Origin of the sequence: Comamonas sp. JNW, from assembly GCF_003105075.1 — a bacterium.
Classification (GTDB): Bacteria; Pseudomonadota; Gammaproteobacteria; order Burkholderiales; family Burkholderiaceae_C; genus Comamonas; species Comamonas squillarum.
The window spans coordinates 1-22,564 of the sequence record NZ_QETI01000016.1 but is presented as its reverse complement, the minus strand read 5'-3'; the positions used below and the strand labels follow the sequence as shown (position 1 = coordinate 22,564).

Here is a 22,564-nt window from a genome sequence, read left to right as displayed (position 1 = left end):
GCAGGCTTAGCGCAGATTGTAGAAGGCGGCGCGGCCGGGGTACACGGCCACTTCGCCCAGGTCTTCTTCAATGCGCAGCAACTGGTTGTACTTGGCCATGCGGTCCGAGCGGCTGAGCGACCCGGTCTTGATCTGGCCCGCGTTCAAGCCCACGGCGATATCGGCGATGGTGCTGTCTTCGGTCTCGCCCGAGCGGTGCGAGATCACGGCGGTGTAGCCGGCGCGCTTGGCCATCTCGATAGCGGCAAAGGTTTCGCTCAAGGTACCGATCTGGTTGATCTTGATCAGGATCGAGTTGGCGATGCCCTTGTCGATGCCTTCCTTGAGGATCTTGGTGTTGGTCACGAACAGGTCGTCACCCACCAGTTGCACCTTCTTGCCCAGGCGCTCGGTCAGCACCTTCCAGCCATCCCAGTCGCCTTCGTGCATGCCGTCTTCGATGGAGATGATGGGGTACTTGTCGCACCAGGCGGCCAGCATGTCGGTCCATTGCTCGGCCGTCAGGCTGATGCCGCCTTCGCCTTCGAGCACGTACTTGCCGTCCTTGTAGAACTCGGAGGCAGCGCAGTCCAGCGCCAGAGCGATCTGCTCGCCAGCGGTGTAGCCGGCCTGGTCGATGGCTTCGAGGATCAGCTGGATGGCGGCTTCATGGTTCTCGACCGATGGCGCAAAACCACCTTCGTCACCCACGGCGGTGGGCATGCCACGGCTGTCGATGATCTTCTTCAGCGCGTGGAACACTTCAGCACCCCAGCGCAGCGCTTCGCGAAAGCTCGGCGCGCCCACGGGCACGATCATGAACTCTTGCAGGTCCAGCGAGTTGTTGGCGTGCGCGCCACCGTTGATCACGTTCATCATCGGCACGGGCAGCTGCACACCACCCATGCCGCCAAAGTAGCGGTACAGCGGCAGACCGGCTTCTTCGGCAGCAGCGCGGGCCACGGCCATCGACACGGCCAGCATGGCATTGGCGCCCAGGCGGCTCTTGTTGTCGGTGTTGTCAAGATCGATCAGGGTCTTGTCCAGGAAGGCCTGTTCGGCGGCGTCCAGGCCCAGGATGGCTTCGGAGATTTCGGTATTGATGTGCTCGACGGCCTTGAGCACGCCCTTGCCCAGGTAGCGGCTCTTGTCGCCGTCGCGCAGCTCGATGGCTTCACGCGAACCGGTGGAGGCGCCCGATGGGACGGCCGCGCGGCCCATCACACCCGATTCCAGCAGTACATCACATTCCACGGTGGGGTTGCCACGCGAATCCAGAATTTCGCGGCCAACAATATCAACAATTGCACTCACTTTAGAGCCTTTCAGAGATTGAGAAAAGGGTTGGTGCGCTGCAAACGGGTGGACTGCAACTGCACGGAATCAAGGGGAGGGGATGCGGGATGGACGTTCAAACGCCTTCGACCAGCACCATGCGCATGATGGCGGCGCCGGCACGCGCTTCGCGCGCCTTGCTGTATTCGGGCGAATCATAGAAACGGCGGGCTTGCTCGCTGTCCTTGAACTTCAGGATCACGGTGCGGCCGGGGTTCCAGTCGCCCTCGATCACCTCGACCTTGCCGCCGCGCACGCAGACCTCGGCGCCATAGGTTTGCATGGCGATGGTGCTGTACTTGCGGTACTCCTCGTACTGCTCGGGGTTGGTGACGGTGACCGATGCAATGATGTATGCGCTTGGCATTTAAGCTCCAAAATTGTTTTCCAGAAAACCGTTCTTCTTGGTGATGCTGTCCAGCGCCACCATGGTTTCGAGCAAGGCCTTCATGTGCTTGAGCGGCACGGCGTTGGGGCCGTCGCTCAGGGCGTTGCAGGGGTCGGGATGGGTTTCCATGAACACGCCAGCGACGCCCACGGCAATCGCTGCACGGGCCAGCACGGGCACCATTTCGCGCATGCCGCCACTCGACGTGCCATTGCCGCCGGGCAACTGCACGCTGTGCGTGGCGTCGAACACCACGGGCGCGTTGGTTTCGCGCATGATGGCCAGCGAGCGCATGTCGCTCACCAGGTTGTTGTAGCCAAAGCTGGCGCCGCGTTCGCAGGCCATGAAGCTGTCTTCGGGCAGGCCCACTTCCTTGGCGGCAGCGCGGGCCTTGTCGATGACATTCTTCATGTCATGGGGCGCCAGAAACTGGCCCTTCTTGATATTGACCGGCTTGCCCGATTGGGCGACCGCACGGATGAAGTCAGTCTGGCGGCACAGGAAGGCCGGGGTCTGCAGCACATCGACGATGCTGGCCACATAGGGCACTTCGGCTTCGGTGTGCACATCGGTGAGGATGGGCACATTCAGCTCTTTTTTCACCTTGGCCAGAATCTCCAGGCCCTTTTCCATGCCGGGGCCGCGAAAGCTCGTGCCCGAGCTGCGGTTGGCCTTGTCAAAGCTGCTCTTGAAGATAAAGGGGATGCCCAGGCTGGACGTCATTTCCTTGAGCTGTCCGGCCACATCCATCTGCAGCTGCTCGGACTCGACCACGCAGGGGCCGGCGATCAGGAAAAACGGTTTATCAAGCCCGATATCAAATCCGCACAATTGCATGGACGGTGTTCCTTAAGGATGGGGTGAGAGCAAAGACGCCATGAAAAACGCAGCGTTGGTGGATGCTTTGTTTGTCATGGCTTCTGTGTGTGCCGCAGCGTGGCCGCAATTTTACTTGGCTGCCTGCTTCTTGCGATCGACTGCCGCCTTGATGAAGGCATTGAACAGCGGATGGCCGGCCCAGGGGGTGGACTTGAACTCGGGGTGGAACTGCACACCGATGAACCAGGGGTGCACCGCCTTGGGCAGCTCGACAATCTCGGTCAGATGCTCACGCTGGGTCAGCGCCGAGATCACCAGGCCGGCGCTGCGCAGCTGGTCCAGGTACTGGGTGTTGGCCTCGTAGCGGTGGCGGTGGCGCTCGGTCACCACATCGCCATAGATGCTGTGGGCCAGTGAGTCCTTTTGCACATCGGACGATTGCGCGCCCAGGCGCATCGTGCCGCCCAGGTCCGAGTTCTCGTCGCGGGTCTTGATGGTGCCGTCGGCATCCTTCCACTCGGTGATCAGCGCGATCACGGGGTGGGGCGTCTGGCGGTCAAACTCGGTGGAGTTGGCGTTGTCCAGGCCCGCCACATGGCGGGCGTATTCGATGGTGGCCACCTGCATGCCCAGGCAGATGCCCAGGTAGGGCACCTTGCCTTCACGGGCAAACTTGGCCGTGGAGATCTTGCCTTCGACACCGCGCGAGCCAAAGCCGCCGGGCACCAAAATGCCGTCATAGCTCTTGAGCAGCTCGGCTGCATCGCTGTCATGGATGGTTTCCGAATCCACGTGCGTGATCTTGACGCGCACATGGTTTTGCATGCCGGCGTGCTTGAGCGCTTCGTTGACGGACTTGTAGGCATCCGACAGCTCGACATACTTGCCGACCATCGCGATGGCCACTTCACCCTTGGGGTGCTCGGTCTCATAGACCAGGTCATCCCAGCGCTTGAGGTTGGCCGGCGGCGTGTTCAGGCGCAGCTTGTCGCAGATGAGGCCATCGAGGCCCTGCTCGTGCAGCATGCGGGGCACCTTGTAGATGGTGTCCACATCCCACATGCTGATGACGCCCCAGGACTGGACGTTGGTGAACAAGGAGATCTTGTCACGCTCTTCCTCAGGCACCGCATGCTGGGCGCGGCACAGCAGCGCATCGGGCTGAATACCGATTTCGCGCAGCTTTTGCACCGTGTGCTGGGTAGGCTTGGTCTTGAGCTCGCCGGCCGCTGCAATGTAGGGCAGGTAGGTCAGGTGCACAAAGGCCGAGTTGTTGGGGCCGAGCTTGAGCGACAGCTGGCGCACCGCTTCCAGGAAGGGCAGCGACTCGATATCGCCGACCGTGCCGCCGATCTCGCAGATGGCGACATCGACAGCGTGGTCGGTGCCGATGCCGGCGCCGCGCTTGACGTATTCCTGGATCTCGTTGGTGATGTGCGGGATGACCTGCACGGTCTTGCCCAGGTAATCACCACGGCGCTCCTTTTCTAGAACGCTTTGGTAGATGCGGCCGGTCGTGAAGTTGTTCGTCTGGCGCATGCGCGTTTCGATGAAACGCTCATAGTGGCCCAGGTCCAAGTCGGTCTCGGCGCCATCGTCCGTCACAAACACTTCGCCGTGCTGGAAGGGAGACATGGTGCCTGGATCCACGTTGATGTAGGGATCCAACTTGATCAGGGTGACTTTGAGTCCGCGCGATTCCAAAATCGCTGCAAGGGAGGCTGAGGCGATTCCCTTGCCCAGGGAAGACACCACACCGCCAGTAACGAAGACAAATTTGGTCATGTCTTTTAGGGAGGTGGGAAATTCTGATTATAAAGGCGTATGCCAGCCTGTGCGGGCAGCTGCAGTAAATGGGCTTCCAAGGTCACGGGTTTGCACCCGATGCATCGCTGCCAAGATAGCCGCCCTGCTACTGCTCTCTTGTCTGCTGCAGTGCAGCGGCAGCGCTGCGCCTCTGCTACATTGGCGGGCATGAACCAGCTCCATGGAAAACATATTGTCCTCGGCATGTCGGGCGGCGTTGCCGCCTTCAAGTCTGCCGAGCTGTGCCGCCGGTTGATCAAGGCGGGCGCGACCGTGCAGGTGGTCATGACCGAGTCGGCCACCCAGTTCATGACGCCGGTGACGATGCAGGCGCTCTCCAACCGCCCGGTCTATACCTCGCAGTGGGATGCGCGCGAGCACAACAACATGCCGCACATCAACCTCAGCCGCGAGGCCGATGCCATTGTGGTGGCCCCTTGCAGCGCCGACTTTATCGCCCGCCTGGTGCAAGGCCGCGCCGATGAGCTGCTGAGCCTGTTGTGCCTAGCGCGGCCGATCGATACCGTGCCCTTGATCCTGGCCCCGGCGATGAACCGCGAGATGTGGGCCCACCCTGCGACACAGCGCAACCTGCGCCAGGTGCAGGCAGATGGTGCGGTGGTACTGGGCGTGGGCAATGGCGACCAGGCCTGCGGCGAGACCGGTGACGGCCGCATGCTGGAGGCCGCCGAGATCGAGGAAGAGCTGCAGTATTTTTTCAGCGCCAAGGCGCTGGCAGGCAAAAAGCTGCTGATCACCGCCGGCCCCACGTTTGAGGCGATTGACCCGGTGCGGGGCATCACCAACCTCTCGAGCGGCAAGATGGGCTTTGCGATTGCCCGCGCCTCCCAGGCCGCTGGCGCCGAGGTCATGCTGGTAGCCGGCCCCGTGCATGTGCCCACGCCGCGCGGTGTGCGCCGCATCGATGTGCAATCGGCGCAAGACATGCTCCAAGCGGTGCTGGCCCACATTGACGGCGCCGATGTATTTGTCGCCACCGCTGCGGTGGCCGACTGGCGCCCAGCCCAGGCGGCCGACCAGAAGATCAAAAAAGACGGCAGTGGCGAGGTGCCGCAGCTGGCCTTTGTCGAGAACCCGGACATTCTGGCCACCGTTGCCCAGCTGCCGCGCGCCCAAAGCGGCGATCTGTACTGCGTGGGCTTTGCTGCAGAAAGCGAAAACCTGCTGGCTAATGCCCAGGCCAAGCGCCTGCGCAAGCAGATCCCGCTCTTGGTCGGCAATATTGGCCCGGCTACCTTTGGCAAGGATGACAACGCCTTGCTGCTGGTGGATGCGCAAGGCCACAAGGAGCTGCCCCATGCCAGCAAGGCGGTACTGGGCGAGCAACTGGTGGCCGAAATCGCCAAGCGCATCGCGCGTTAGTCGGACCAAGAGCTTCGCACATTGCAGCCGCCAAGATGGGCGGCTGTTTGCTTTGCATCAGTTCAACAAGGCCAGGATCTCGTCGTGCAGTTGGCGCGGCAGGCGGATGCCTTGCTGCGCACTCAAAGCCCGCGCGGCATAGCGCCGCTCGGATGGCAGGCGTGCGCCCTGGCCCTGGATGGCGGCAAACAGAGCCTCGGCGCGCGCCTGGTGGCCGGGCCAGTCTTCGCCGGCAAAGCGCTTTGGGTCAAAAGCCAGCACCAGGTGGCCATGGCAGGGCATGCCGCCGGCACCAGCGTCCAGCGCCATCGATTCCTGGCTGCCCAGGTCGCCAATCAGCATGCCCGCCATCAACTCGACCATGGTGGCCAGGGCCGAGCCCTTGTGGCCGCCAAAAGTGCGCATCGCCCCTTGGGCAACGGCTGCCGGGTCGGTGGACGGTTGGCCCTGTGCGTCAATGCCCACGCCTTCGGGCAGCGGGGTGCCGGCGCGGCGGTGCAGGTCCAGATCGCCGCGCGCAATGGCGCTGGTGGCAAAGTCAAACACATAGGGGTAGGGGCCGGGCCGGGGCCAGCCAAAGGCGATCGGGTTGGTGCCAAACACCCCTTTGCTGCCGCCTGCCGGCGCCACCCAGGCATGGCTGGGTGTCATCACCAGCGCGGCCAGGCCCTCGTCGGTGAGCATCTCCACCTCGGGCCACAGCGCCGTAAAGTGAAAGCAGTGGTTGATCACCAAGGCGCCCATGCCCAGCTTGCGGGTGGCTGCCACCAAGGGCGGCAGGCCCACTTCCAGCGCCCAGGGCGAGAAGCCGCGCTGGGCATCGACCCGGGTGATCGCGCCTTGCGTAGGCTGCAGCAGAGGAGGGACCTGCAGGTCCACCAGGCCGGTGCGGATGGTCTGGGCCGCGCTCAGGATGCGGTAGGCGCCATGGCTTTGGCAGGCATCGCGCTGGCCGGCCACGACAATGCGGGCAATGGCCTGGGCATGGGGGGCGCTCAGGCCCAGGTGCTGCAGCACCTGCAGCGCCAAGCGGCGCAGGTCGCTCTCGCTGATCAGCAGGATGTCTTCTTGTGATTGATCCATGCCTCGCCTTTCTTATGACTTGCTGCGGGGAATGCGCCCCATCAGATAGAACTCCTCATTGGGCTGCATACCGGCAAAGCTGGCCATGCGGTTGCTCAGGCCAAAAAAGGCGGTGATCGCAGCGATGTCCCAGATGTCTTCGTCATCAAAGCCATGGGCATGCAGGGCGCTGAAGTCGGCCTCGTCAATCTCCTGCGAGCGGGTGCAGACCTTCATCGCGAAATCCAGCATCGCGCGCTGGCGCGCCGAGATGTTGGCCTTGCGGTAGTTCACGGCCAACTGGTCGGCCAGCATCGGGGCCTTGTCGTAGATGCGTACCAGCGCGCCATGCGCGACCACGCAGTACAGGCATTCATTGTGGGCGCTGGTGACGGTGACGATCATCTCGCGCTCGGCCTTGCTCAGGCTGCTTTCCTCGCGCTCCATCAGCGCATCGTGGTAGGCAAAGAAGGCGCGCCATTCCGCCGGGCGGCGTGCAAAGGCCAAAAATACATTGGGGATGAAGCCGGCCTTTTCCTGCACCTGGGCAATGCGGGCCTGGATGTCTTGGGGCAGGCTCTTGAGGTCAGGCAGGGGGTAGCGCGCAGTTGCAGCCATGGTCTTGTCTCCACAGGGTTGTTCTGCGGACCATCATAGAGGCAAGCCCTGCGCCGGGCCTGCCTGTTGGTGACTACTGCAGGGGAGGGTCAGTTTGCGCTAAAAGGGCGGCCGCGCAGCTTGGTACCAGCGGCAATGCCTTTTTGCTTGAACCAGCCCTGGTTCATCTCCAGCACATAGCGCACCGGCTTGCTCGAGCAGTGCGAGTCCTCGGTCATCGGCTGCATATCGGCCAGGTTGACGATGGTGCCGTCATCGCTGACAAAGGCGGCGGTCAGCGGCAACAGGGTGTTCTTCATCCAGAAGCACTGAGTGCCGGGGCGGTCAAACACAAAAAGCATGCCTTCGTTGGCCGGCATCTCCTTGCGGAACATCAGGCCGATTTCCTTCTCGCGCGCCGTTTGCGCCACCTGCGCATGGATGCGGTGCATGCCGGCCGTCAGCTCGGTGCGGGCCAGCTGCATCTGGGGCTCTCCGGTGGGTGCGGCCTGCTGCGCCGCAGCCGGCAAGGCCGCGGCCAATGCGCAGGCCATGGCCGATGCGGCAAGGCAGCGCTGAGCGAGGCGGGAAGAACGGATGGCCAAGGGGGTGGGGAACATGGTGGTCAAGACTCTCACAAAGCAGGGTGCACGAGATGTGCCGTGGCGGCGCAGCGCGCCATAGCCGGTTTTATACACCATGCCAGCCTTGCTGCACGCCCGCTGCGCCATGCCCGGTGCCGGCTTCAGATGTCACAGTTTGTGCAGCCGGGCCCGGCCGGTATTTGTCGATAGAATCGTTGGCGGTAACACATGCGCCTGGTGCCTGGTGTGGGGCTGGGCGAAGAATCAGATTGGGAGATTTGTGACGATGCGTGCTCAACATATCCAGCAGCCCGAGGGCGGACAGGCCATCACGGCCAATGCAGACCACAGCCTGTGCGTGCCCGACCAGCCCATCATCCCCTTTATCGAAGGCGATGGCGTGGGCCGCGACATCACGCCGGTGATGCGCAAGGTGGTGGATGCAGCGGTGGCCCAGGCCTATGGCGAGGCCCGCCGCATCGCCTGGATGGAAGTGTTTGCCGGTGACAAGGCAGTTGGCCTGTATGGCGAGGGCCAAAGCCTGCCCCAGGAAACCATGGATGCCATCGGCCAGTACCTGGTTGCCATCAAGGGGCCGTTGAATACGCCGGTGGGCGGCGGCATCCGCTCGCTGAACGTCACCCTGCGCCAAACGCTGGACCTGTATGTCTGCCTGCGGCCGGTGCGCTACTTTGAAGGCGTGCCCTCGCCGGTGCGCGAGCCGCACAAGACGCATATGGTGATCTTCCGCGAGAACTCCGAAGACATCTATGCCGGTATCGAGTTTGCGGCCGGCTCCGATATAGCCGTCAAGCTGATCGCCTTTTTGCAGCAGGAGATCGGCTCGCAGAAGATCCGTTTTCCGCAAAGCTCGGGCATCGGCATCAAGCCTGTATCGCGCGAAGGCACCGAGCGCCTGGTGCGCCAGGCCATCCAGTATGCGATCGACCATGACAAGCCCAGCGTGACCTTGGTGCACAAGGGCAACATCATGAAGTTCACCGAAGGCGCGTTCCGCGACTGGGGCTATGCGCTGGCCAAGAAGGAGTTCGGCGCCGAGGTCATCGATGGGGGGCCCTGGATGCGCCTCAAAAGCCCCAAGGATGGCTCCGAGATCATCATCAAGGATGTGATTGCCGATGCCTTCCTGCAGCAGGTGCTGCTGCGCCCGGCCGATTACTCGGTGATCGCCACCCTCAATTTGAATGGCGACTACATCTCGGACGCGGTCGCCGCCCAGGTGGGCGGCATCGGCATTGCGCCGGGTGCCAATCTGTCAGACAAAGTGGCGGTATTCGAGGCCACGCATGGCACAGCGCCCAAGTATGCGGGCAAGGACTATGTCAATCCAGGATCGCTGATCCTGTCGGCCGAGATGATGCTGCGCCACATCGGCTGGAGCGAAGCGGCGGACCTGATCATTGCCGCGATGGAGGCCACCATTGCCTCCAAGCGCGTGACCTATGACTTTGCGCGGCTGATGGATGGCGCCACGCAGGTCAGCACCTCGCGCTTTGGCGACGAGATGATCAGCAATATGCAAGCTGCCTGACCTTCCACCGGCGGGGGTGCGCACCAAGCCGCACACCGCCCCTTACCTTGTTGCCCATGGCCATGGACACACCGCACATCATCGACACTGCGCGCCAGGTGCTGGAGATCGCGGCGACGATCGCGTTTGCGCTGTCCGGGGTGATCAAGGCGGCGCACAAGAGGCTCGATGTCGTCGGCGTCTGCGTGGTGGCGTTTGTGGCCGCGTTTGGCGGCGGCACCTTGCGCGATCTGCTGCTGGACCAGCGGCCCTTCTTCTGGGTGCGGCAGGAGACCTTTGTCTGGGTGATCCTGGGCATCAGCCTGCTGGCCATCGTGTTTTTGCGGCAGCGCCATTTTGCGCTGACCGAGCGCGCCATGCTCTGGCCCGATATGCTGGGTTTGGGCCTGTTTGCCGCGGTGGGCGTGGACATGGCTGCCGAGCAAGGGCTGCCCGCGCTCATTTGCGTGATGATGGGCGTAATCACCGGGGTGTTTGGCGGGGTGTTGCGCGATGTGATGTGCGGCGAGATCCCGCAGGCTTTCCGTGACCACCAGCCCTATGCAGTCTGCGCTTTTGTCGGTGGCTGGGTGGATCTGCTGCTGCGCAGCTCGCCCGTGCCCGAGATGGCACCAATGCTCGGCTGTGTGTTCGTCACCGCCGGGCTGCGGGCGATTGCGCTGTGGCGGCATTGGCGGCTGCCGAGCTGGCGGGTGGAATAAACAAGGTTGTAGCTAGAGGAGTTGTGCAGGCATGGGAAAAAAATTTGCATGGTCACTGCTGGCGCTGCTGGCCTTGGTGGGCGCCGCTGCCATCTGGTACCTGGCGGGCAAGACCTATGAGATCCGCATCAGCCAGGCGCAGCTCGAGCAAAAGCTCGCCGAGCGCCTACCGCTGACCCAGCGCTACCCGTTGGTGTCGGTCACCATGGCGCAGCCGCGGGTGCATTTGAGTGAGGACAGCGAGCGCGTCGACTTTGGGCTGAACATGACGGTCACGACCAACACCAGCGGCAGTCAGCTGCTGGGCGCGCAGATCGATGTGTCTTCCTCACTGCGCTATGACGCCGAGCGCGGCGCGATCTTTCTGGACCAGCCGGTGATGGACAAGATGGTGGTGCAGGGCCTCGATGACCGGCGCACGGCGATGGCGCAGGTCGCTTTGGAGGCCGCGATGACCTCGTACTTGGCCCAGCAACCGATCTACACGCTCAATGCATCGGACGCGCGCCAGCGCGTTGCGCGCATGGCGGTGCGCGACATCAAGGTGGACAAGGGTGTGCTCGTCGTCATTTTGGGCCTGTGATGCTGCGCTTTTTTCTTTATTCTCAAAACACCATAAATTAACAAGAATATATTCGTTTGAGTTTTAAGTACAAAAGTCCACAATTTGCTACATCACTTCATACGAACGGGTAGCAGAACATGAAACTGGGTGGATTGAAATCTTTGGTGGTTGCCGCAGCGGTGGTGGCCAGTGGTTCGGTGCTGGCACAAAACCAGCTGCTCAATGTCTCGTATGACGTCGCACGCGAGTTCTACAAGGACTACAACACAGCCTTTATCGCCCATTACAAGAAGACCAAGGGCGTTGACATCAAGGTCGACCAGTCCCATGGCGGCTCCAGCGCCCAGGCGCGTGCCGTGTCTGAAGGCCTGGCCGCCGATGTGGTGACCTTCAACACCACGACCGATGTGGAGTTCCTCGCCGACAAGGGTGTGGTCGCCAAGGACTGGGCCAAGAAGTTTCCCAACGACGCATCACCCACCACCTCGACCATGCTGTTTTTGGTGCGCAACGGCAACCCCAAGGGCATCAAGGACTGGGATGACTTGATCAAGCCCGGTGTGCAGGTGGTGGTCGTGAACCCCAAGCTGGGTGGCAATGGCCGCTACGCCTATCTGGCTGCCTGGGGCCAAGCCCGTGAAAAGGGTGGCTCGGACGCCGATGCGCAGGCCTACATCAGCAAGCTCTACAAGAACGTGCCGGTGCTGGCCAAGGGCGGTCGCGATGCGACCGCCGCCTTCTTGCAGCGCAATGTGGGCGATGTGCTGATCACCTTTGAATCGGAAGTGGTCTCCATCGACCGTGAATTTGGCAAAGGCAAGGTGGACCCCGTCTACCCATCGGTGAGCATCACCGCTGAAAACCCGGTCGCCGTGGTCGAGCGCACAGTCGAGAAAAAGGGCACGGCCGAGCTGGCCAAGGCCTACCTCGATTTCCTCTACTCGGATGAAGGCCAGGAAATCGCTGCCAACCATGCGATCCGTCCCCGCAGCGAAGCGGTGCTGAAAAAGCACGCCGACGTGTTCAAGCCGATCAAGCAGTTCACCGTGGCCAAGTACTTCGGCAGCCTGGGCGAGGCGCAAAAGACCCATTTTAGCGACGGCGGCTATTTCGACAAGCTGTTTACCGACCCCAAGAAGTGATGAGCCAGCAGCAGCGCCCGCCAGCCGGGCGCTGACTGCGTATTTTCTGTAGATTTTTGCCGATCGGAATCCATGTCAGCTGCCATCACTGCCCCGGCCAACGCCGTGCCCAGTGCCAAACGCCGGAGTGCCAAACGGGTACTGCCAGGCTTTGGGCTCACCCTGGGCTACACCATTTTCTACCTCAGCATCATTGTGCTGATCCCGCTGGCGACCTTGCTGTTCAAGACCTTTGAGCTGACCTGGGACCAGTTCTGGACCACGATTTCCGCACCCATTGCCGTGGCCGCCTACAAGGTCACCTTCGGTGCCTCACTGATCGCCGCACTGGTGAACCTGGTGTTTGGCATGCTGATCGCCTGGGTGCTGGTGCGTTACAAGTTCCCAGGCAAGAAGATCGTCGATGCGCTGGTCGATCTGCCTTTTGCGCTGCCCACGGCCGTGGCCGGCATTTCGCTGACCGCCTTGCTGGCCGACAACGGCTGGATTGGCCAGTACTTTGCGCCGCTGGGCATCCAGCTGGTGTTCAACCGCGTGGGTATCGTGTTTGCGCTGATCTTTATCGGCCTGCCGTTTGTGGTGCGCACGGTGCAGCCGGTGCTCGAAGATTTTGAAAAAGAGCTGGAAGAGGCTGCCGGCAGCCTGGGCGCATCGCGCTGGCAAACCTTTTACAAGGTGATCCTGCCCGCGATCGGGCCGGCGCTGCTGACCGGCTTTGCGATGGCCTTTGCCCGCGCGGTGGGCGAGTATGGCTCGGTCATCTTCGTGTCCAACAACATCCCGATGGAGTCGCAGATCACGCCTTTCGTCATCATGGCCAAGCTGGAGCTGCATGACTATGCCGGTGCCACCGCCATTGCGATGGTGATGCTGGTGATCTCCTTCGTGCTGCTGCTTCTCATCAACGGCCTGCAAAGCTGGCAGCGCAAGCGTGCGGGGATTTAAGCCATGCCAACCATGTATCTCGTATTGATTGCCATCGTGGTGGTGGTGCTGGGCACGGTGCTGGCGCGCTACCAGTATGTGGCCCGCCATGCGCCCGAAGTGCAGAGCACCGTGACCGAGCCGCGCTGGGTGCGCTGGACCCTGACCGGTATTGCGCTGACCTTCATGGTGCTGTTTTTGCTGCTGCCGCTGGTGGCCGTGTTTGTCGAGGCGCTGCGCAAGGGCTGGGACACCTATGTGGCAGCGCTTACCGAGCCCGATGCCTGGTCGGCCATCAAGCTGACCTTGATCACGGCGCTGATTGCCGTGCCGCTGAACCTGGTGTTTGGTGTGGCTGCCGCCTGGGCGATTGCCAAGTTCGAATTCAAGGGCAAGGCCTTGCTGACATCGCTGGTGGACCTGCCGTTTTCGGTGTCGCCGGTGGTGGCGGGCCTGACCTATGTGCTGCTGTTCGGTGCCAATGGCTGGTTTGGCAGCTGGCTGGAGGCCCATAACCTGAAGGTGATCTTTGCCGTGCCGGGCATTGTGCTGGCTACCGTGTTCGTGACCTTTCCCTTCATCGCCCGTGAGCTGATTCCGCTGATGCAGGCCCAGGGCAATGATGAGGAGCAGGCCGCCATTGTGCTCGGAGCATCGGGCTGGCAGACGTTCTGGCGCGTAACCCTGCCCAATATCAAATGGGGCTTGCTCTATGGCGTCATCCTGTGCAACGCACGAGCCATGGGCGAGTTTGGCGCGGTCTCAGTCGTCTCGGGCAGCATTCGCGGCCAGACCAACACCATTCCGCTGCATGTCGAGATTTTGTATGCCGACTTTCAGTCTTCTGCAGCCTTTGCGGTGGCGTCGCTGCTGGCCTTGCTGGCGCTGGTGACCCTGGTGCTCAAATCGATCGCCGAGTGGCGTGCCGAGAAAGAGCACAAAGAGGCAGCCAGCCTGCCGCCCGAGCGGCCGCGCGATGACAGCGCAGTCACGGCATAAACACGGTATTTTCGAGGTCGGATATGAGCATTGAAATCCAAAACATCTCCAAGTCGTTTGGCAGCTTTAAAGCGCTCCATAACGTCAACCTGGACATCAAATCCGGTGAACTCATCGCGCTGCTGGGCCCCTCGGGCTGCGGCAAGACCACCTTGCTGCGCATCATCGCGGGCCTGGAGTCTGCGGACCAGGGCACCATCCAGTTCAGCGGAGAAGACACCACCGATGTGCATGTGCGCAACCGCAACGTAGGCTTTGTTTTCCAGCACTACGCGCTGTTTCGCCACATGACGGTGTTCGAGAACGTGGCCTTTGGCCTGCGCATCAAGCCCCGCAAGGAGCGCCCCAGTGAAGCCCAGATCCGCGAGAAGGTGATGAGCCTGCTCAAGCTGGTGCAGCTCGACTGGATCGCAGACCGCTACCCCTCGCAGCTGTCGGGCGGCCAGCGCCAGCGTATTGCGCTGGCCCGCGCGCTGGCGGTAGAGCCCAAGGTGCTGCTGCTCGACGAGCCCTTTGGCGCGCTCGATGCCAAGGTGCGCAAGGAGCTGCGCCGCTGGCTGCGCCGCCTGCACGACGAGCTGCATGTGACCAGCATCTTCGTGACCCATGACCAGGAAGAAGCGCTGGAAGTGGCCGACCGCGTGGTCGTGATCAACAAGGGCCAGATCGAGCAGGCCGGCACGCCCCAGGAAGTCTGGGACAGCCCGGCCAGCCCCTTCGTCTACGGCTTTCTGGGTGATGTCAACCTGTTCCATGGCCGCGCCACCGGCGGGCATACGGTGGTGGAGGGGGGCGTGCAGATCGATTCGCCTGAATTTGCCTCGGCCAACAATGCCCAGGCGCTGGCCTATGTGCGGCCCCATGAGCTGGATGTGGAGCGCTACTCGCCCGGCCAGGAAAAAGACGCCGATGGCCGCCAGCGCGGCATCGTCGCCCAGCTCGACCGCGCGATTGTGGTCGGCCCCATCGCCCGTCTGGAACTTATTGCCATTGGCGGGCACCAAGCCCAGGGTGCCGAGGCTTCGAACAGCGATAAGCTCATTGAGGCGCAGATTTCTGCGCAGCAGTTCAAAGCCATGGGCCTCAAGGAAGGCGAGACGCTGGTGGTGACACCGCGCCAAGCCCGAGTTTTTCTCGATCAAGCAGCCAATATCTAATGCCCTGGCGCTCGCGCCTGCGCCTGATGCTGTGAGACCCGGTTCTGCCCATGAGGTGGGGCCGGTTTTCTGGTTTCAGGCCCCTGCAGGTCTGTACGCGTAAGATGGCGGGGTTGGCAGCATAAGGACATGACTTGAACTGGATCTGGAACGCACCGCGCCGCACCTTGGCGCTGATTTTTGTGGCCGGCGCGGCCATGATGGCCTTTGGCATGTATTTGCAGCACGTGGTGGGGCTGGAGCCCTGCCCGATGTGCATTGTGCAGCGCTACTGCCTGATTGCAGTCGGTGTGCTGGCACTGCTGGGCAGCCTGCGGCCCTCGTCGGCCGGTTGGTGGAAGAGCTTTGGCGGCCTGGCGCTGCTGTTCTCGGCCTTTGGTGCCTTTACCGCAGCGCGCCAAAGCTGGCTGCAATGGAATCCACCGGAGTTCGCTACCTGCGGGCGCGACTTCTACGGCATGATCGAGAACTACCCGATCAGCCGCTCGCTGCCGATGATTTTCCGTGGCTCGGGCGATTGCACGGCCATCGACTGGACCTTTCTGGGTCTGTCGATTGCCAACTGGTCCTTCATCGCTTTCGCTGGCTTCACCATTGTGCTGCTGCTGGCCTTGTTCAAAGCCAAGCGCTAAGCCCTTCAGTGCTGCATGCCAACGCCCCTTTTGAGGGGCGTTTTTGATGCCCGACCTGCGCTGGCAGATGCCCGCCCACGCTTTATCGCCAATGCGACTGGTGTGCGTAATAGCGAGCTTGTGCAGAAACACTGCCGCACTAACATGCTCATCTGACAGGCATCGAGACAGGCCCGTTGGCCCGGCTCATTACAACGAACAAGCAACAAGGAGATCGCATGATCAGCTATGACGTCACCGGCTTTGGTGAACCCCTGGTGCGCAGCGAGCGCCCAACCCCCGTACCGACCGGAGACCAGGTGCTGGTGCGCATTGAGGCCGCGGGTGTGTGCCACTCGGACCTGCACATCTGGCATGGCGAGTACGACCTGGGCAATGGCAAAAAGCTGTCGATGGCCGACCGCGGCATGAAGCTGCCCTTGACCCTGGGCCATGAGATCGCCGGCGAGGTGGTGGCGATGGGCCCGGACGCCAAGGGTGTCGAGATCGGCAAGCGCTATGTGGTTTTCCCCTGGCATGGCTGCGGCGAATGCAAGGTCTGCAAGCGCGGTGACGAAAACCTTTGCCTGGCTGGCAAATCGATGGGTGTGTACCAAAATGGCGGCTACGCCGACCATGTGCTGGTCAACCATGCCTACTACCTGGTGGACATCGGCGACATGCCCGCCGAGCGCGCCGCACCCTATGCCTGCTCGGGTCTCACCACCTACAGCGCGATCAAGAAGATCTCCCCCCAGGTGTTCAAGGACGAGAAGGTTGTGTTGTTTGGCGCAGGCGGCCTGGGCCTGATGGCCATCTTGCTGATGAAGGCCATGGGTGGCGCTGGCGTCGTGGTGGTCGAGCCTGATGCCAGCAAGCATGCAGCGGCATTGAATGCGGGCGCCGATGTCGTCATCGATCCCAAGTCGGCGGACTTCATCGCGCAGGTCAAGGAGGCTGCCGGTGGCGCCGTCTGGGCCATCATTGACTGCGTGGGCTCGAGCCAGACCGTGCAGCAGGGCATTGACATGCTGACCAAGGGCGGCCACCTGGTACAGATTGGCCTGTTTGGCGGCCATGTGGACCTGCCCACGCCCACACATGCGATCCGCGCCATTACCTACCAAGGCACCTATGTGGGCAACCTGGGCGATCTGCGCGAGCTGATCGCACTGGTGCGCGACAAAAAGCTGAGCCCGGTGCCGACCACCTGCATGCATTTCAGCAAAGCGTTCTCGGCGCTGGTGGCGCTGGAGCAGGGCAAGGCCGTGGGGCGCCTGATGCTGACCCCCAACGAAGAAGCGGTGGCCTGAATCTCCCGCCGCTGAACCAGACCGCCACTGACCATGCAGTGGCCATGCAAAAAGTCCGCGAATGCGGACTTTTTTCGTGGGGCGGCAGCGCTTAGTCCTGCGTCTCCAAGGTCGGCACGGAGCCGGACTTCACGACGATCTGGAAAGGGCCGACGCTGACCTGGTCACCCGCATACAAAACCTGGCGCTTGACGCGGCGGCCGTTGACAAAGATGCCATTGGTGCTGTCATGGTCCTCGACCATCAACAGGCCGATGTAGTAGCTGAAGGCCCCATGGTCGCGGCTGATGCTCGGGTCGCTCAGGAACAGACCGCTGCTCGGACCTCGGCCAATGGCCGTGCAACCGCGCTCCAGCTGGATGGCGCGGGGGGGAGATTGCAGATCAGAACGAACAAGGATTTCCGGCAACATGGTGAGCTCCTGGAGGAACTGGCTATTGAAAGGTCTGGGCGGATTATGCATCTATTATTCGCTCAAAATTGATACACATTGCCAATCATTGTCATAGCAGCGCTCAATGCGCAAAAACTATGAAAAAAACCAAATAAAAACAAATAATCTAAAAAAGGGTGCGCGATTGTAGGGGTTAGTACCCATCCTGGGTGCCGGCTTTGTGTCAATCCCTACCGTTTTACTCAAAGGCTTTGAGCGCGGTTTTCAGATGGTCCGCAGCTCAGCACTGAGGATGCACCAACAAATTTCACGCGCATCCAAGCACAAACAGGGCCGGGCATCACTACCTCCCTCCAGCGCAAAGGCGATCGTTGAACCATCCATGGTGGGCCGCTGTAAGCCTATCCCCACTACCGGACAGGTACTGCACCTAGCGTTTTGCCTGTTGTTGCGCGCTATCGTTGAGCCATCCCAACGTTGCTTTGCAACACCACTGAAGGAAAAAGCATGAACAAGAATCAAGTCGCAGGTGCCGTCAAAGATGCGGCTGGCAAGGTCCAGCAGAAGGTCGGTGAAGCAGTGAACAGCCCTGAGCAGCAGGCCAAGGGCATTGCCAAGCAGGTGGAAGGCAAGACACAGAAGGCAGCAGGCAATGTGCAAGAAGCCGCCAAAGACGCTGCGAAGAAATAAGGAGTTGACGATGAAATCCAAATCGATATTGATGCTGGGCGCTTTTGCGATCACGATGGCTGCGGGCTCCGCCTTTGCGCAGACACAAGTGCCCGTTGCAGGTGGCGTAAAGCTGGGTGTCGAGCAGACGGAAATCCAGGCCGTTGCCACGGGTTGGAGCCTCAAGAAGTCTGTTCTCGGCAAGAGCGTTTACAACGAAGAAGGCAAGTCCGTGGGCAAGATCGACGACGTGATCGTTGCGCCCGACAAGGCCGTCTCTTATGCCATCATCGGTGCTGGCGGTTTTCTGGGCGTTGGCAAGCATGATGTCGCGATCCCTGTGGGCCAGTTCCGCGTGCAAAATGACAAGATCACATTGCCGGGTGCGACCAAGGATGCGCTCAAGGCATTGCCTAAGTTTGAGTACGCCAAGAAATAATTGCTGCGTCGATGATCAGACTTGAAAAGCCCCGAAAGGGGCTTTGTTGCGTTGGATAGCGTTTGTCATTTTGCACTTGGATCCGCTTGCTGGACCGCCACTGCCTCTACCCATCCATCTTTGGCTTGGCCAGGCCTGTCGCGAGGTTGGGCCGGGTGATTCAGTGCATAATGACGCCCAGTCATAAAAAACAAAACGACCCATGTGGAGCGCTCCGCATATCTTGGGTCTCAGGTTGCGCCCATACCGGCAAAATACCTCCATCAACCAAACATCTGCCCGTAGCTCAGTTGGATAGAGCAACAGCCTTCTAAGCTGTGGGTCACAGGTTCGATCCCTGTCGGGCAGGCCAAACTCCTATGCAGCAGGCTAGCTGCTGCTGCCGCACGCAATCGCATTCCCCATACTGATCACACGCCGTGTGTAGCATCGTATGACTGTTCAACTACCCAAAAGCAATGCCCGCAGTTCAAAAGTACTGCGGGCATTTTCTAATCAGAGCCAGCCATGCATCGATCAATGCATGGCTACGAAGGGCAGGGTAGCGCTTACTCGGTCTCTTCGTAAACCAGCGAGGGATTGTTCATCGACCGGGCCACATCGTTGAGGCTGGAGATGATGTGGTTGGCAAAAAAGCTGCTTTGCGTGTCGGGCTCCAGCGCCGCAATCGCCACATTGGCCAGCGACTGGTTCAGCGGAACGTAGTAGCTGCCTTCGGGCACGTCGATGGCGACACGCTCCAGGCCGACCTTGACGCGCTCCACGCTCTGCTGCCCAGGGCCCAAGACATCGCTCTTGGCGCTGCTGCTGCGTTCTTGCTCCTGGTAGGTGTCGGCCAGGAGGTTGCCGGGCTCGGCCACGCGCAGCACCTGCAGGCCCAGCGCGCGCAGTTTGTCGACAGCGTCGGTGGCATGGCCCGCCAGCCAGTAGCCGCAAGGGCGTGCACGCTTGGGGCCGGGGTTGAGCTTGACCGAAGAGTGCCAGTCCACTTCCTGCTGCATCTCCTCACCCGTTTGCGGGTCGAGGAAGACCACGCGGCGCTTTTCCGTGGTTTGTTGCGACTCCAGCGTGAACTCGCCCCGGCAGGCCTGGGAGGCGATGTCGCGGTTCGCGTAGTTGCGCACCTGCTCGAGCTCCTTGGTGCGCTGGGCGGTGGTCTGCAGTGCCGAGGCGAGCGCCACATACTGGCTGTGTACGCGGCGCTGGATATGCGCGCGGCCAATGCCGACACCCCGGGTCTCGACCAGCATCGTGGCGGCGTTCTTGAGCGCGTTCACATTGCGGCCCGTATCGGGGCGCACGCCGCCCATGGACAGCGACAGGTCCTGCGGGTCGCGGGTGGTGGTGTAGTACCAGTTGGTGCTCTGTCCCTGCTCGGTCAGCGCCTTTTGCATGGGCAGCAAATACCATTCGGTCGACGCCTTGGCGATGAACTCATGCACATTGGCGGTGGTCGGCGTTTGCAGCAGCGCGTCATAGCGCTGCACGCCCTTGAACTTCTCCAGATAGCGGCCAGCCACGGTGAACTCATGGGCATCAAATACCGCAATGGGGCGGTAGATGCGGCTGAGCTTGGCCAGCGCCTGGGCTTCGGGCGTCTGCAGCAGCAGGTGGTCGCGGTTCATGTCCAGGCCATTGGCGGTGCTGCGCCGGCCCGCGGCTGCGCCATCGGGGTTGGCGCGGGGCACGAGCAGCACGTTGATTTTGTCGAGCAATGAGGCCAGCGGGCCTTGCTTGAGGTCCTGGGCCAGGGCCAGCAGCGCTTCGCTGCCGGCGGGCTCATCGCCATGCTGCTGGCCGATCAGCAGCACGGTAGGGCGCTGGCTTTGGTCCAGGTCATGCAAGCTGGTGCTGGCAGCGCGGGTCAGCAACAGCGCCAAAATGGGCTGGCCTTCCTGCGAGGTACCGGCGGTGACCAGCTCGGCCTTGGTGCCGGACTGGCCTGGCGTGGCCAGTTGGCGCAGCCACTGGCCCAGCTCGGCATTGCTGGTGTAGGTGGTGCGGCCCGCGCTCAGTCCTGGCGTGGCGTAGCTGCGCTCGGGATCGGGAAATCGGGCAGCGACTTCGTCGCTCTCCTTCCATCCGCCAAGAGGGCTGCCTTGCAGCGGAACCGTCTCGACCGGCGTGGCGACCACGCCTGGGCTGCCGATGCCAGGGATCTGTACGGGGCTGGGGCCGCTGGCAGGTTTGGTGGTGACTGTCCCGGGCGCTGGCTGGCCGCCCGCGATCGGCGTGCTGTTCCAGGCAGGCAGTGGCGTGCTCGAGCATGCGGACAGCGCAAGCGCTGCGGCGATGACAGTCAGGCTGGTCCAGCCTGGCACTGCGCGCTGGGTGGATGGGGATACTGCGTCGGGTTTCATCATCGTTGTTGTGCGTGACGAATCACGCCCCTCCTGAAAAATACGTTGCCATTATGCAAAGCCGCGTGCAGCTTTTACGAAGGATGGGTGCGAAACAATAAGTTTCCGTGCGTATCTGAAACACACGCTGTCGGCGGCGGTTTGCGCCGCTGCGGTGCCGCCTGGCGGGCGGGTTCATCGCAGGCCCGGAGGAAGCGCCTCAGCGTCGCAGGGCGCTAGGCGCCATCATGCGACTGCTCGAATGTACCAGCCGCATCCAGGTCGGGCGACCAATCCCCGGAACCAGCCCCGGGTGTCAGGGCCCGCATGCGCAGCAGCGCACGCACGAAACCGTGGTCCGAGCGGCTGCGGTCGCGCCCTTCATGCAGGTGGTCGTTGAAGTAATCGACGCGGCGCACAGCGCCCACGGCATGGCGGCTGCGCGGGTCGAATTCCTCGCTGACCAGAATCTGGTCGAGCACTGCGGGTGCGCCTTGGTGGATGTGGGAATAGGCTACATCTTTTTTCAGCGCTGCATCACCCAGCAGATCGAAGGCATTGAACAGCGCGCGGTCGCGGGCCTTGCGGTCGTAAGCGACCTCGGAGCTGGCGGAGATCATCTGCGTGGTGACGCTGTCGGGCGTGTCGTTGAAATCGCCCAGCACTACCAAGGGCATGCGCGTGTGGCGCAGCAGGTCGATCACCAGGCAGCGCAGCGCTGTGGCTTCCACGCCGCGCATGACCAGCGAGCGCAAGGAGGCAAGTGCGGCGATCTTGGGGTTGTCGCGGTCTTCGAGCGGATTGCCATTGGCATCGAGTAGAAACTTGGGGCGCTTGGATTTGAGGTGGCAGGTGAGCACCGTGAGGATCTGGCCGCGTTTCATCTGCAAGGTGGCGACAAGTGGCGGGCGCTCAAAGCGGGTGTGGACGCCCAGGCCCGGAATGGGCTGGCCCAGCCCGGCAGGAAAATCGATGAACGAGCGCGTGGCCAGCACCTTCAGCCGCGTAGCCAGCCCCACGCGGGGGGTGCCGCTGGCACCAGCCCGGCCTTCGGTGTTTTCTGCGCCGGGCACCACCGCATAGTGGTAGTGCAGGCCGCTGGCGGCCAGTGCTTCGGTGAAGGCGGCTTCGTCCCATACTTCCTGCACGGCCAGAATGTCTGCATTCAGGGTCTGAAAGCGGCCGCCCAGCCATTGCGTCTTGCGCTCGTACTGCGCCCGCGTGTAGGGCGCCTGGTTGGCGTAGAACTCCCGCTCGGGCAGCGCCAGGTTGAGCACATTGCAGGTGGCGACCGTCAAGGTGTCGGGAGGCAAGGCAGGCGCTGCAGGGTTGGCAGCGGAAGAGGGCATAGAAAAAGGCCGCATGAAACTCGCTTTCGAATGCGGCCTAACCCTAGCGGAATTGGGCGTCCAAATCAACTGCCATCGGCGATGGCGGTAGAAATGCGACGGCCCAGAACGCTGTTTATCGCGATCTATCGCGAGAAGGAGTGGTTGCGGCCGCCCCGGCCTGCACCACCACCGCCGCCGCCGCCATTGCGGTTGCCACCGCCAAAGCCGCCGCGGCGGCCGCGCTCGGCCATGCTGTCCACGCTGGTGCGCATCGGATCGGGCTGGGCCGCGCCGCTGCGGCGATGGTCACGGCCATCGACCGTGCCGCCAAACTGCGTGCCCAGGTGGGCATCAGCGCGTGGCTGGCGTTCGCTGTCCTGGCGCGGGCCGCGACTTGCACCGGGGCCCGCCTGGCGTGGACCTTGCGACGCGCGCTGTGGGCCACGCGCCTCACCCGAGGGGTGGCGTGGGCCTT

Annotated in this window: 22 protein-coding genes, 1 tRNA gene and 1 pseudogene; 13 read left to right on the top strand and 11 right to left on the bottom strand. The window is 62.2% G+C overall.

Features of this window, described 5'->3' with window-relative positions; translation table 11 throughout:
* Nucleotides 1–6: 6 nt before the first annotated feature.
* The 4 genes from eno to DCO45_RS19270 all read right to left on the bottom strand — a co-directional run bounded on the left by eno (nucleotide 7) and on the right by DCO45_RS19270 (nucleotide 4,306).
* Nucleotides 7–1,293, bottom strand: a complete 1,287-nt coding sequence (gene eno / locus DCO45_RS19285) for a phosphopyruvate hydratase (protein WP_021028245.1) — start codon at nucleotides 1,291–1,293, stop codon at nucleotides 7–9.
* A gap of 97 nt (nucleotides 1,294–1,390) precedes the next feature.
* The gene (locus DCO45_RS19280; RefSeq protein WP_021028244.1) at nucleotides 1,391–1,681 is read right to left on the bottom strand and encodes a DUF1330 domain-containing protein; all 291 of its coding nucleotides are present in this window, start codon (nucleotides 1,679–1,681) and stop codon (nucleotides 1,391–1,393) included.
* Nucleotides 1,682–2,539: a 3-deoxy-8-phosphooctulonate synthase gene (kdsA, locus tag DCO45_RS19275; RefSeq protein WP_021028243.1), complete on the bottom strand. Its 858-nt coding sequence runs from the start codon at nucleotides 2,537–2,539 to the stop codon at nucleotides 1,682–1,684.
* A gap of 111 nt (nucleotides 2,540–2,650) precedes the next feature.
* Nucleotides 2,651–4,306: a CTP synthase gene (locus DCO45_RS19270; RefSeq protein ID WP_116927337.1), complete on the bottom strand. Its 1,656-nt coding sequence runs from the start codon at nucleotides 4,304–4,306 to the stop codon at nucleotides 2,651–2,653.
* 189 nt (nucleotides 4,307–4,495) lie between these two features.
* Here DCO45_RS19270 and coaBC point away from each other — a divergent pair, with 189 nt between their 5' ends.
* Nucleotides 4,496–5,710: a bifunctional phosphopantothenoylcysteine decarboxylase/phosphopantothenate--cysteine ligase CoaBC gene (gene coaBC, locus DCO45_RS19265; RefSeq protein WP_116927336.1), complete on the top strand. Its 1,215-nt coding sequence runs from the start codon at nucleotides 4,496–4,498 to the stop codon at nucleotides 5,708–5,710.
* Nucleotides 5,711–5,767: 57 nt separating this feature from the next.
* Here coaBC and DCO45_RS19260 read toward each other — a convergent pair whose 3' ends face one another.
* The 3 genes from DCO45_RS19260 to DCO45_RS19250 form a co-directional block, all read right to left on the bottom strand.
* Nucleotides 5,768–6,793: an Ldh family oxidoreductase gene (locus DCO45_RS19260; RefSeq protein ID WP_116927335.1), complete on the bottom strand. Its 1,026-nt coding sequence runs from the start codon at nucleotides 6,791–6,793 to the stop codon at nucleotides 5,768–5,770.
* A 12-nt stretch (nucleotides 6,794–6,805) separates the two neighbouring features.
* Nucleotides 6,806–7,390, bottom strand: coding sequence for a peroxidase-related enzyme (locus DCO45_RS19255; protein WP_116927334.1), 585 nt, complete (start codon nucleotides 7,388–7,390; stop codon nucleotides 6,806–6,808).
* 89 nt (nucleotides 7,391–7,479) lie between these two features.
* Nucleotides 7,480–7,923 carry a DUF192 domain-containing protein gene (locus DCO45_RS19250; protein WP_116927333.1) on the bottom strand — a complete coding sequence of 148 codons (444 nt, stop codon included), beginning with the start codon at nucleotides 7,921–7,923 and terminating at the stop codon, nucleotides 7,480–7,482.
* Nucleotides 7,924–8,239: 316 nt separating this feature from the next.
* Here DCO45_RS19250 and icd point away from each other — a divergent pair, with 316 nt between their 5' ends.
* The 9 genes from icd (at nucleotide 8,240) to DCO45_RS19205 (ending at nucleotide 16,917) form a co-directional block, all read left to right on the top strand.
* Nucleotides 8,240–9,505: an NADP-dependent isocitrate dehydrogenase gene (gene icd, locus DCO45_RS19245; RefSeq protein ID WP_116927332.1), complete on the top strand. Its 1,266-nt coding sequence runs from the start codon at nucleotides 8,240–8,242 to the stop codon at nucleotides 9,503–9,505.
* A gap of 62 nt (nucleotides 9,506–9,567) precedes the next feature.
* Nucleotides 9,568–10,206, top strand: coding sequence for a trimeric intracellular cation channel family protein (locus DCO45_RS19240; protein WP_116927420.1), 639 nt, complete (start codon nucleotides 9,568–9,570; stop codon nucleotides 10,204–10,206).
* Nucleotides 10,207–10,237: 31 nt separating this feature from the next.
* A complete protein-coding gene (locus tag DCO45_RS19235) occupies nucleotides 10,238–10,789 on the top strand; it encodes a DUF1439 domain-containing protein (RefSeq protein ID WP_116927331.1) in 552 nt (183 codons plus the stop codon).
* 119 nt (nucleotides 10,790–10,908) lie between these two features.
* Nucleotides 10,909–11,913, top strand: a complete 1,005-nt coding sequence (locus tag DCO45_RS19230) for a sulfate ABC transporter substrate-binding protein (RefSeq protein WP_116927330.1) — start codon at nucleotides 10,909–10,911, stop codon at nucleotides 11,911–11,913.
* A 72-nt stretch (nucleotides 11,914–11,985) separates the two neighbouring features.
* The gene (cysT, locus tag DCO45_RS19225) at nucleotides 11,986–12,858 is read left to right on the top strand and encodes a sulfate ABC transporter permease subunit CysT (RefSeq protein WP_021028234.1); all 873 of its coding nucleotides are present in this window, start codon (nucleotides 11,986–11,988) and stop codon (nucleotides 12,856–12,858) included.
* A 12-nt stretch (nucleotides 12,859–12,870) separates the two neighbouring features.
* Complete coding sequence (gene cysW / locus DCO45_RS19220) at nucleotides 12,871–13,836, top strand: sulfate ABC transporter permease subunit CysW (protein WP_165841235.1); 966 nt, start codon at nucleotides 12,871–12,873, stop codon at nucleotides 13,834–13,836.
* A gap of 23 nt (nucleotides 13,837–13,859) precedes the next feature.
* A complete protein-coding gene (locus DCO45_RS19215) occupies nucleotides 13,860–14,993 on the top strand; it encodes a sulfate ABC transporter ATP-binding protein (protein ID WP_116927328.1) in 1,134 nt (377 codons plus the stop codon).
* A gap of 134 nt (nucleotides 14,994–15,127) precedes the next feature.
* Nucleotides 15,128–15,625, top strand: coding sequence for a disulfide bond formation protein B (locus DCO45_RS19210; RefSeq protein WP_243419427.1), 498 nt, complete (start codon nucleotides 15,128–15,130; stop codon nucleotides 15,623–15,625).
* 218 nt (nucleotides 15,626–15,843) lie between these two features.
* Entirely contained in the window at nucleotides 15,844–16,917 is a 1,074-nt protein-coding gene (locus DCO45_RS19205) for an alcohol dehydrogenase (protein ID WP_116927327.1), read from the top strand.
* 91 nt (nucleotides 16,918–17,008) lie between these two features.
* Here DCO45_RS19205 and DCO45_RS19200 read toward each other — a convergent pair whose 3' ends face one another.
* Complete coding sequence (locus DCO45_RS19200) at nucleotides 17,009–17,329, bottom strand: FHA domain-containing protein (RefSeq protein ID WP_165841234.1); 321 nt, start codon at nucleotides 17,327–17,329, stop codon at nucleotides 17,009–17,011.
* A gap of 489 nt (nucleotides 17,330–17,818) precedes the next feature.
* On the opposite strand from DCO45_RS19200, the gene DCO45_RS19195 reads away from it, so the two are divergent.
* The 3 genes from DCO45_RS19195 to DCO45_RS19185 all read left to right on the top strand — a co-directional run bounded on the left by DCO45_RS19195 (nucleotide 17,819) and on the right by DCO45_RS19185 (nucleotide 18,771).
* On the top strand, nucleotides 17,819–18,001 hold the full coding sequence (locus DCO45_RS19195; RefSeq protein WP_021028228.1) for a CsbD family protein: 183 nt from the start codon (nucleotides 17,819–17,821) through the stop codon (nucleotides 17,999–18,001).
* Nucleotides 18,002–18,011: 10 nt separating this feature from the next.
* Complete coding sequence (locus tag DCO45_RS19190; protein ID WP_116927325.1) at nucleotides 18,012–18,419, top strand: PRC-barrel domain-containing protein; 408 nt, start codon at nucleotides 18,012–18,014, stop codon at nucleotides 18,417–18,419.
* Between the two features lie 275 nt (nucleotides 18,420–18,694).
* Nucleotides 18,695–18,771, top strand: a tRNA-Arg gene (locus DCO45_RS19185).
* A 196-nt stretch (nucleotides 18,772–18,967) separates the two neighbouring features.
* Here DCO45_RS19185 and DCO45_RS19180 read toward each other — a convergent pair.
* From DCO45_RS19180 to DCO45_RS23050, 3 genes and pseudogenes are all read right to left on the bottom strand, one after another.
* Nucleotides 18,968–20,782, bottom strand: a complete 1,815-nt coding sequence (locus DCO45_RS19180; protein ID WP_116927324.1) for a M14 family metallopeptidase — start codon at nucleotides 20,780–20,782, stop codon at nucleotides 18,968–18,970.
* A gap of 212 nt (nucleotides 20,783–20,994) precedes the next feature.
* Nucleotides 20,995–22,107, bottom strand: coding sequence for an endonuclease/exonuclease/phosphatase family protein (locus DCO45_RS19175; protein ID WP_116927323.1), 1,113 nt, complete (start codon nucleotides 22,105–22,107; stop codon nucleotides 20,995–20,997).
* A gap of 125 nt (nucleotides 22,108–22,232) precedes the next feature.
* Nucleotides 22,233–22,564: pseudogene (locus DCO45_RS23050) on the bottom strand (RNA helicase); the annotation flags it as partial.

Coding starts and splice junctions, on each gene's coding strand:
- DCO45_RS19280 (WP_021028244.1), bottom strand. CDS start 1,681: ATGCCAAGCGCATACATCATTGCATCGGTCACCGTCACCAACCCCGAG.
- kdsA (WP_021028243.1), bottom strand. CDS start 2,539: ATGCAATTGTGCGGATTTGATATCGGGCTTGATAAACCGTTTTTCCTG.
- DCO45_RS19270 (WP_116927337.1), bottom strand. CDS start 4,306: ATGACCAAATTTGTCTTCGTTACTGGCGGTGTGGTGTCTTCCCTGGGC.
- coaBC (WP_116927336.1), top strand. CDS start 4,496: ATGAACCAGCTCCATGGAAAACATATTGTCCTCGGCATGTCGGGCGGC.
- DCO45_RS19260 (WP_116927335.1), bottom strand. CDS start 6,793: ATGGATCAATCACAAGAAGACATCCTGCTGATCAGCGAGAGCGACCTG.
- DCO45_RS19255 (WP_116927334.1), bottom strand. CDS start 7,390: ATGGCTGCAACTGCGCGCTACCCCCTGCCTGACCTCAAGAGCCTGCCC.
- DCO45_RS19250 (WP_116927333.1), bottom strand. CDS start 7,923: ATGGCCTGCGCATTGGCCGCGGCCTTGCCGGCTGCGGCGCAGCAGGCC.
- icd (WP_116927332.1), top strand. CDS start 8,240: ATGCGTGCTCAACATATCCAGCAGCCCGAGGGCGGACAGGCCATCACG.
- DCO45_RS19240 (WP_116927420.1), top strand. CDS start 9,568: ATGGACACACCGCACATCATCGACACTGCGCGCCAGGTGCTGGAGATC.
- DCO45_RS19235 (WP_116927331.1), top strand. CDS start 10,238: ATGGGAAAAAAATTTGCATGGTCACTGCTGGCGCTGCTGGCCTTGGTG.
- DCO45_RS19230 (WP_116927330.1), top strand. CDS start 10,909: ATGAAACTGGGTGGATTGAAATCTTTGGTGGTTGCCGCAGCGGTGGTG.
- cysT (WP_021028234.1), top strand. CDS start 11,986: ATGTCAGCTGCCATCACTGCCCCGGCCAACGCCGTGCCCAGTGCCAAA.
- cysW (WP_165841235.1), top strand. CDS start 12,871: ATGTATCTCGTATTGATTGCCATCGTGGTGGTGGTGCTGGGCACGGTG.
- DCO45_RS19215 (WP_116927328.1), top strand. CDS start 13,860: ATGAGCATTGAAATCCAAAACATCTCCAAGTCGTTTGGCAGCTTTAAA.
- DCO45_RS19205 (WP_116927327.1), top strand. CDS start 15,844: ATGATCAGCTATGACGTCACCGGCTTTGGTGAACCCCTGGTGCGCAGC.
- DCO45_RS19200 (WP_165841234.1), bottom strand. CDS start 17,329: ATGTTGCCGGAAATCCTTGTTCGTTCTGATCTGCAATCTCCCCCCCGC.
- DCO45_RS19195 (WP_021028228.1), top strand. CDS start 17,819: ATGAACAAGAATCAAGTCGCAGGTGCCGTCAAAGATGCGGCTGGCAAG.
- DCO45_RS19190 (WP_116927325.1), top strand. CDS start 18,012: ATGAAATCCAAATCGATATTGATGCTGGGCGCTTTTGCGATCACGATG.
- DCO45_RS19180 (WP_116927324.1), bottom strand. CDS start 20,782: ATGATGAAACCCGACGCAGTATCCCCATCCACCCAGCGCGCAGTGCCA.
- DCO45_RS19175 (WP_116927323.1), bottom strand. CDS start 22,107: ATGCCCTCTTCCGCTGCCAACCCTGCAGCGCCTGCCTTGCCTCCCGAC.